8 protein-coding genes are annotated in these 7,283 nt (G+C 71.9%); 5 read left to right on the forward strand and 3 right to left on the reverse strand.

All coding sequences use genetic code 11. The features are described from left to right. Nucleotides 1–20: 20 nt before the first annotated feature. Both B0W88_RS28040 and B0W88_RS28045 read left to right on the forward strand, forming a co-directional pair. Nucleotides 21–1,136, forward strand: a complete 1,116-nt coding sequence (locus tag B0W88_RS28040) for a glycosyltransferase (protein ID WP_077037850.1) — start codon at nt 21–23, stop codon at nt 1,134–1,136. Continuing rightward, a complete protein-coding gene (locus B0W88_RS28045; protein ID WP_077037851.1) occupies nt 1,136–2,059 on the forward strand; it encodes a glycosyl hydrolase family 43 in 924 nt (307 codons plus the stop codon). Before B0W88_RS28040 ends, B0W88_RS28045 begins: the two co-directional genes overlap by 1 nt. Before the next feature lie 15 nt (nt 2,060–2,074). On the opposite strand, the gene B0W88_RS28050 is transcribed toward B0W88_RS28045, so the two are convergent. Continuing rightward, complete coding sequence (locus B0W88_RS28050) at nt 2,075–2,725, reverse strand: TetR/AcrR family transcriptional regulator (RefSeq protein ID WP_077037852.1); 651 nt, start codon at nt 2,723–2,725, stop codon at nt 2,075–2,077. Nucleotides 2,726–2,781: 56 nt separating this feature from the next. On the opposite strand from B0W88_RS28050, the gene B0W88_RS28055 reads away from it, so the two are divergent. From B0W88_RS28055 to B0W88_RS28065, 3 genes are read left to right on the forward strand one after another with little or no spacing between them, the layout of a single operon-like run. After that, a complete protein-coding gene (locus tag B0W88_RS28055; protein WP_077037853.1) occupies nt 2,782–3,852 on the forward strand; it encodes a dipeptidase in 1,071 nt (356 codons plus the stop codon). After that, the gene (locus B0W88_RS28060; RefSeq protein ID WP_083749123.1) at nt 3,849–5,816 is read left to right on the forward strand and encodes an amidohydrolase family protein; all 1,968 of its coding nucleotides are present in this window, start codon (nt 3,849–3,851) and stop codon (nt 5,814–5,816) included. The genes B0W88_RS28055 and B0W88_RS28060 overlap by 4 nt, the downstream gene beginning before the upstream one ends. After that, entirely contained in the window at nt 5,813–6,214 is a 402-nt protein-coding gene (locus B0W88_RS28065; RefSeq protein ID WP_077037855.1) for a RidA family protein, read from the forward strand. Before B0W88_RS28060 ends, B0W88_RS28065 begins: the two co-directional genes overlap by 4 nt. Before the next feature lie 4 nt (nt 6,215–6,218). Here the strand turns inward: B0W88_RS28065 and B0W88_RS28070 are convergent, their stop codons facing one another. Further along, entirely contained in the window at nt 6,219–6,734 is a 516-nt protein-coding gene (locus tag B0W88_RS28070) for a hypothetical protein (protein ID WP_077037856.1), read from the reverse strand. A 10-nt stretch (nt 6,735–6,744) separates the two neighbouring features. Further along, the gene (locus B0W88_RS28075; RefSeq protein ID WP_144007016.1) at nt 6,745–7,260 is read right to left on the reverse strand and encodes a DUF4142 domain-containing protein; all 516 of its coding nucleotides are present in this window, start codon (nt 7,258–7,260) and stop codon (nt 6,745–6,747) included. Nucleotides 7,261–7,283: the final 23 nt, after the last annotated feature.

The following is a 7,283-nucleotide window of genomic DNA, read 5'->3' on the forward strand; positions in this document are numbered from 1 at the left end:
ACCCGACCCCGGTCCCGCCCATGCGTCCTGCCCCGTCTCCCGCCGCCGCCACGTCCGCGCGCCGCCGCGTCCTCCACATCATCTTTTCGCGCCGCATCGCAGGCGCCGAGCGCTACTGCGCCGACCTGGCGAACCGCCAGGCGCTGCAAGGCGACGAGGTCCATGTGCTGGGCCTGCCGGGCGCGATGATCGAGGGCGCGCTACTGCCCGGCGTGCGCTTCCATGCGCTGCGGCTGCCGCGGCTGCTGCGTGGCTGGCAGGTGGGCCGCCTGGCCGAGCGCCTGGGTGTCGACATCGCCCACGCCCACCTGAGCCCGGCCTGCAAGGCGCTGGCGCGCGCGCCCGGCACGCTGGCCCGGGTGGCGACGCTGCACGTGGGCTACAAGCCGCACCAGCACGGCCGACTCGACGGCCTGGTCTGCGTCAATGCCACGCAGCTGAACCAGCTGGGCAGCTTCGACGGCCTGTCTCGCGTGATCTCGAACTGGCTGCCGCTGCCGCAGCAGGCCCCGGCCGGCGCGGCAGCAGCTCGCTGCCTGCGCACGGAGCTGGGCATCGCCCCGGGCGCCTTCGTCGTCGGCAGCGTGGGCCGGCTCGATGCCAGCAAGGGCATGGACCTGATGGTGCAGGCCTTCCGCGCCACCGCGCCGGCCGACGCCGCGCTGGTGATCGTCGGCGAGGGTTGCCAGCGCGCCGAGCTGGAGAAGCTGCGCGCCGGTGACCCGCGCATCCACCTGCCGGGCTTCCGCGACGACGTTGCCGCCGCGCTCTCGGCCTTCGACCTGTTCGTCTCGCCGTCTCGCGAGGAGACCTTCGGCCTGGCGCTGCTGGAGGCGATGAGCGCCGGCCTGCCGGTGCTGTCCAGCGCCACCGAAGGGCCGCGCGAGATCCTGCGCGGCCAGCCGGCACGGCTGGTGGCGCCGGGCTCGCTGTACGACCTCAGCGCCGGCCTGGCCAGCGCCTTCGCGCGCCGACAGCCGACCGGTGTCGCCTACGACCTGGCCGCCTACGAGCCCGCGCAGAGCCTGGCGCAGATGGGCGAGTTCTACGGCCAGGTGCTGAGCCACCTGGCACGCCGCCAGCCGGCGCGGAGCACGCTGGCCCACGCCGATCTGGAAGCGCAGCCGATCCACTGATGCTGCGCCGCCCCAGGAGCGACCTCTGGCAGGTCGGCATCGTCCCGGCGCCGGTCGAGCAGATCGCCACCGTGCCGGGCTCGCTCGCCGCGCAGCGCGAGCGCATCTGCTGGCTGCCCGACGCCGGCCCGTGGCGCTACCTGGCCGACCCCTTCGGCCTGCGCCGCGGCGACGCCACCCATGTCTACGTGGAGGCCTACGACTACCGCGACAAGCACGCGGTGATCGAGCGCCACGAGTTCGGGCCCGACCTGCAGTGGCGCGGCAAGAGCATCGCGCTGGCGCGGCCCTTCCACCTCTCCTACCCCTTCCTGATCGAGCGCTGGGGCGAGGTCTTCATGGTGCCCGAGAGCCACAAGGCCGGCGAGATCGCGCTGTATCGCGCGCGCCGCTTCCCGGACGACTGGGTGCGCGAGACCGTGCTGCTGCCCGAGCTACCCGGCGCCGACGCCACGCTGATCGAGCACGGCGGCCAGTGGTGGATGTTCTACACCCTGGTCGGCCCCGGCGGCCGCGACCAGCGCGAGCTGCACGTCGCCTTCGCCGATCAGTTGACCGGCCCCTGGTATCCGCACCCGATGAACCCGGTGCTGGACGACCGCGGCGGCGCGCGCCCCGGCGGCACGCCCTTCATCGACGCCCAGGGCCATGTGGTGCTGCCGGTGCAGGACTGCCGGCGCGGCTATGGCGGGGCGCTGCGCTTCCTGCGCTTCACCCGGTTGGACGACGGCATCGTGGCCTGCGAGCACCTGCCGGCGCAGCTGGAAGGCGGCATGGCCTCGGCCACGCATGCCGAGGGCCTGCACACGCTGTCGCGCTGCGGCGCCGACCTGGCCCTGATCGACGTGAAGACGATCTCCCGCTCGCGCGAGCGGCAATGGCTGGATCTGAAGCGGCGCTGGAAGCGCCTGCGCGCTCGCTGACCCCCCAGCCCAGGTTCAGACCAGCGATTTCCACGCCGCCAGCGCCAGCTCCTGCGCCACGCGGCTCGGCGGCAGCTCGCGCCGGCCGGCCAGCCAGCCGCGGCAGTAGGACTCGGCCGGCCCCAGGATCAGCGCCGGGATCAGGTCCTCCGGAATGCGGCGGATCTCGCCGCCGGCCATGGCGCGGGCGAGCTGCTCGTCCAGCCCCTGGTAGCGCGCCTGCAACGCCTCGCCGAGCTGGGCCGCGCCGGGCCCCTTGGCCACGGCTTCGCGGGCCAGCAGCACGTAGCGCGCCAGCTCCGCATGGGTCTCTATCCAGCCGAGGTAGGCACCGATCAGCGCCGCCAGCAGGCGCTGCGTGTCGGGGCCGGCCTGCGCCAGCGCCGCCGCTATCGCGCGGCTCTGGTCCTCGAAGCCGACGAAGAACAGCGCCGCCACCACCCCCTCCTTGCTGCCGAAGTGGTGGTAGATCGCGCCGACGCTCTGCCCGCTGCCCTGGCGCAGCTGCTCGATCGTCGCGCCCTCCAGCCCCTGCTCGTTGAAGCGCCGCAGCGCATGGGCCAGCACGGCCCGCCGCGCGGCGCCGCGCGGGCCCGGATGGGCGGCATCGATCAAGGCCAGCGAGGAGGCGAGCGGGTCGGCGGGAACTTCTTTGCGGCGCGGCATACGAACATTATTCTAGAATATTGTTCTACATTTGCCTAACTGACAACCTCGACGCCATGACGCTCGCCTTTCCCGTCATCAATGCGCTGGGCACGCTGGACAACCCGAACCTCCAGTTCGCCCCCGGCGCCGCCGACCGCGCCCGGCTCGCCTACGGCAACAGCGCCGCGGCGGTGGACGCCCGCTCGCTGGCCGACGCGCGCAGCAGCGGCCTCGCCGCGGTCAACATCACGCTGGGCCACGTCGCCGGCAGCGACGATCCCTTCGAGGCCACCGTGCGCGACATCGCCGCCTGGGATGCGCTGGTGCGCGCCCAGCCCTCGTCGCTGCGCAAGATCCATCTCGCTGCCGACATCGCCGCCGCCCGCGCGGCCGGCCAGGTCGGCGTGATCTACGGCTTCCAGAACACCGAGATGCTGGGCACGGACCTGGACCGCATCCGCCTCTTCGCCGACCTGGGCGTGCGCATCATCCAGCTCACCTACAACGGCCGCAATGCGATCGGCGACGGCGCCACCGTGCCCGACGACCGGGGCCTGAGCCCCTTCGGCCGCGAGGCCGTGGAGCGGCTGCAGGCCGAGGGCGTGCTGGTGGACCTGAGCCACAGCAGCACCGCCACCTGCCTGCGCGCGCTGGACGTGGCCCGCAAGCCGCTGGCCATCACCCACAGCGGCTGCCGCGCCGTCGCCAACCACCCGCGCAACAAGACCGATGCCGAGCTGCGCCGCGTGGCCGAGGGCGGCGGCGTCGTCGGCATCTACTCGATGCCCTACCTGCGCCTGCAGGGCCAGCCGCACGCGGCCGACCTGATCGCCCACATCGAGCATGCGCTCGAGGTCTGCGGGGAGGACCATGTCGGCATCGGCACCGACGGCTGCGTCAGCGCCATCGACGACATGGCCGCCTACCGCCGCCATCTCGAGGACGAGGTGGCGACCCGCAAGCGCCTGGGCATCGGCGCCCCGGGCGAAACGGCCGACGTCACCCTGTTCCTGCCCGATCTCTGCGGGCCGACGCAGTTCACCCGCCTGGCCGAGCTGCTGGCCGCGCGCGGCCATGGCGAGGCCCGCATCGCCAAGATCCTCGGCGGCAACTTCATCCGCCTCTTCGACGAGACCCTTGCATGAAAGCTCCGCTGCTTCTCCTTGTCATGGCCCTCGCCCTGGGTCTGGCCCAGGCCCGCGAGGACCAGGTGCAGATCCACGGCCAGGCCGTCGGCTCGCAGAGCTTCGACGCCACCAGCGCCCACTTCAGCTACAGCGAACGCGGTCGCGGCGACGACATCACCGCGCGCTGGACGCTCGATACCCAGGGCATCCCCACCCACTACGAGGCCAAGGGCGTCGACTACTGGAAGGCCCCGGTCGAGGAGCGCTTCGACCTGGCCCAGGGCCGCGCCACCTGGCGCAACCGCGTGGACCAGGGGGACCAGGCACTGAAGGCCCCGGCCTTCTACCTGCCCGCCAACCCGCCGCCCGAATTCACCGCCGTGCTGGCCCGCGCGCTGCTGAAGGCGCCCGGCCACAAGCTCGCGCTGCTGCCCGGCGGCAACGCGACGATCCGCCCGCTGCAGACGATGAAGGTCAATGGGCAAGACCTGACCCTGTACCACATCACCGGCCTGGACTTCCTGCCCACGCCCGTCTGGCTGCACAGCGCCGACAACGCCACCGGCGCCGTGCTCAGCGACTGGCTGGGCACGCTGCCCGCCGAGCTGATGCCGCAGCGCGAGCAGCTGATGGACGCGCAGAACGCCGCCGCCCACGCCTGGCATGCCGAGCTGTCCCGGGCCCACGCCCGCATCCCGAAGGACGGCGCGCTGCTGCTCACCAACGCCCGCCTGTTCGACCCGCGCGACCTGAGCGTGCGCGAGCACATGAGCGTGCGCATCGCCGGCGACCGCATCGTGCAGGTGGACGCGGACGGCAAGCTGCCGGTACCACCCGGCATCGAGACCATCGACGCCCGAGGCCGCTTCCTGATGCCGGGCCTGTGGGACGTGCACCAGCACTTCGCCGAGGTCGAGGGCGTGTTCGACCTGATCGCCGGCGTCACCAGCGCCCGCGACATGGCCAACGACAACGTGCCGATGCTGGCCCGCGTCAAGCGCTTCGACGAGGGCACGGAGCTGGGGCCGCGCGTGGTGCTGGCCGGCATCGTCGAGGGCACCGGCCCGCTGGCCGGGCCGACCGACGTGCGCGTCAGCACCCGCGAGCAGGCGCAGGCGGCGGTGGACTGGTATGCCGCACACGGCTACGAGCAGATCAAGATCTACTCGTCGTATCCGAAGGAACTGATCGCACCGATCGCCGAGATGGCCCATGCCAAGGGCATGCGCGTCAGCGGCCATGTGCCGGCCTTCGCGGTGGCGCGCGAGTTCATCGAGGCCGGGGCCGACGAGATCCAGCACCTGAACTTCGTGCTGCTGAACTTCTTCCCCGAGTTCGGCGAGACCCGCGGCAAGGACCGCTACACCTTCGCCGCTGAGAAGGTCTCGATGTTCGACCTGGACGACCCGCGCTTCGCCGAGTTCGTCGCGCTGATGCAGCGCCACCACACGGCGCTGGACCCGACGCTGGTGACGCTGGAGGGCCTGTTCTCCGGTGAACCGGCCCAGGCCCCGCCGGCGCTGCGTCCGCTGGTGCAGCGCTTCCCTGTCGTGGCGCGGCGGCAGATGCTGTCCGGCGCGGTGGCCGTGCCGGCCGGCCACGAGGCCGCGTACAAGGCCGCCTTCCCGGCCTTCCAGAAGATGGCCAAGCGCCTGTACGACGCCGGCATCACGCTGATGCCCGGCACCGACGCCTTCGCCGGCTACAGCCTGCATCGCGACCTGGAGCTGTACTCGCAGGCGGGCATCCCTAACGCCGAAGTTCTGCGCATGGCGACGCTGGTGCCGGCGCGGCTGCTGGGCGCCGAGTTCGACCGCGGCGTCATCGCGCCGGGCAAGCGGGCCGACATGATCCTGGTCGACGGCGACCCGCTGGCGCGCATGAGCGACATCCGCCGCATCTGGCGCACGATCAAGGGCGGGCGCATCATCGACCCCGCCGCACTCGAACAGTCCCTCGGCATCGCACCGGCAACACCATGAGCACCATCACCATCGAACGCTTCAATTCCGGCCAGCTCCTGCCCGCGGGCGTGCCCTTCCCGGAGGGCGTGCGCGTGGGGCCGATGCTCTACCTCTCCGGCCAGCTCGGCAACCTGCCCGGCCAGATGGCGCTGATCCCCGGCGGCATCGAGGCCGAGTCCCGCCAGACGCTGGAGAACATCCGCGCCATCCTGCGCGGCCAGGGCCTGGACCTGCAGCACCTGGTGCGCTGCACGGTGATGCTGGCCGACATGGGCGAGTGGCCGCGCTTCAACGCGGTCTACAAGGAGTTCTTCGGCGACACGCCGCTGCCCGCCCGCAGCGCCTTCGGCTGCAACGGCCTGGCGCTGGGCGCGCGGGTGGAGATCGAGTGCATCGCGGCCGATCCGTCGGCGTAACGCCTTACTTCAGCTTGCGGTCTTCGCTCTTCGCCTCTTCCATCGCCTCGGGCTCCAGCTCCTCGGCGTAGACGTTCATCCGCACGAACAGGCCCCAGCCGGACAGCAGCACGCCCAGCGAGAGCACCAGCGCCGAGGCGTGCAGCAGCTGCGACTGGTCCTCGTGCGCGGCGCGGAAGGTGGCGACCAGCGCCTCGATCGCCAGAGCGACGACCACCACGACCAGGAAGCGCGAGAGAAAGCGCCGCACCCGCGTCGGCCCGCTGACGTGGGCATCGCGCACCACCTCCTCCTCCGCGATCGTCTGCGCGATCTGCAGCGCGACGACGCCGGCCGCCAGCACGCCCATCGCCTCGATCAGGTGCTGGGCCAGGCCCCGGTCGGCGCTCTCGGCGGCCACCAGCGCGCTCCAGCCCAGCCAGGCCGCCACGGCGATCAGCGCCAGCGCCGTCAGCGCGAACAGCCCCGCCATCACCGCATGGACGGCCGAGAAGGCGCGCAGCACGGCCTTCGTCGTCATGAAGGCCCGATCAGGACTTGCCGGTCGTCGTCTGAAGCGCGCGGGCCATTTCCAGGTGATGCTGCAGCGTCGGCAGCGTCTTGGACGCGAAGGCCTTCACATCGGCATCCTTGGCCTTGCCCGACTCCTTGGAGAACAGCTTCACCGCATCCTCGTGCGCGCCGACGCCGATGGTCTCGGCGAACTTCTGGTCGAACTTGGCGCCGTCGTGCGAGCCCAGCATCTTCAGCTTGGCCCGCTGTGCCAGCGACGGGCCTTCGGGCAGCTTGACGCCCTTCGACGCCGCCAGCTCCGACAGTTCCTTCGCCGCCTGCGTGTGGTCCTCGATGATGTGCTGGGCGAAGTTGCGCACCTCGGCCGAGCTGGTCTTCGACAAGGCCAGCTGCGCACCCTCGATCTCCATCGCCCCGGCGTGGGCGGCGTCCTTCATGAAGGCAGCGTCGCGGTGGGCGACGGAATCGGCCAGCGCGGCGCCGGCGATCAATAGGGCCGCGAGGCCGCCGATGGCGAGGGGGATGCGTTTCATGGCGGGCGTCTCCGCAAATGGTG

This window comes from Pelomonas sp. KK5 (assembly GCF_001984095.1).
In the GTDB taxonomy this organism is placed as follows: domain Bacteria; phylum Pseudomonadota; class Gammaproteobacteria; order Burkholderiales; family Burkholderiaceae_C; genus KK5.

Coding starts and splice junctions, on each gene's coding strand:
- B0W88_RS28040 (WP_077037850.1), top strand. CDS start 21: ATGCGTCCTGCCCCGTCTCCCGCCGCCGCCACGTCCGCGCGCCGCCGC.
- B0W88_RS28050 (WP_077037852.1), bottom strand. CDS start 2,725: ATGCCGCGCCGCAAAGAAGTTCCCGCCGACCCGCTCGCCTCCTCGCTG.
- B0W88_RS28065 (WP_077037855.1), top strand. CDS start 5,813: ATGAGCACCATCACCATCGAACGCTTCAATTCCGGCCAGCTCCTGCCC.
- B0W88_RS28075 (WP_144007016.1), bottom strand. CDS start 7,260: ATGAAACGCATCCCCCTCGCCATCGGCGGCCTCGCGGCCCTATTGATC.
- B0W88_RS28070 (WP_077037856.1), bottom strand. CDS start 6,734: ATGACGACGAAGGCCGTGCTGCGCGCCTTCTCGGCCGTCCATGCGGTG.
- B0W88_RS28045 (WP_077037851.1), top strand. CDS start 1,136: ATGCTGCGCCGCCCCAGGAGCGACCTCTGGCAGGTCGGCATCGTCCCG.
- B0W88_RS28055 (WP_077037853.1), top strand. CDS start 2,782: ATGACGCTCGCCTTTCCCGTCATCAATGCGCTGGGCACGCTGGACAAC.
- B0W88_RS28060 (WP_083749123.1), top strand. CDS start 3,849: ATGAAAGCTCCGCTGCTTCTCCTTGTCATGGCCCTCGCCCTGGGTCTG.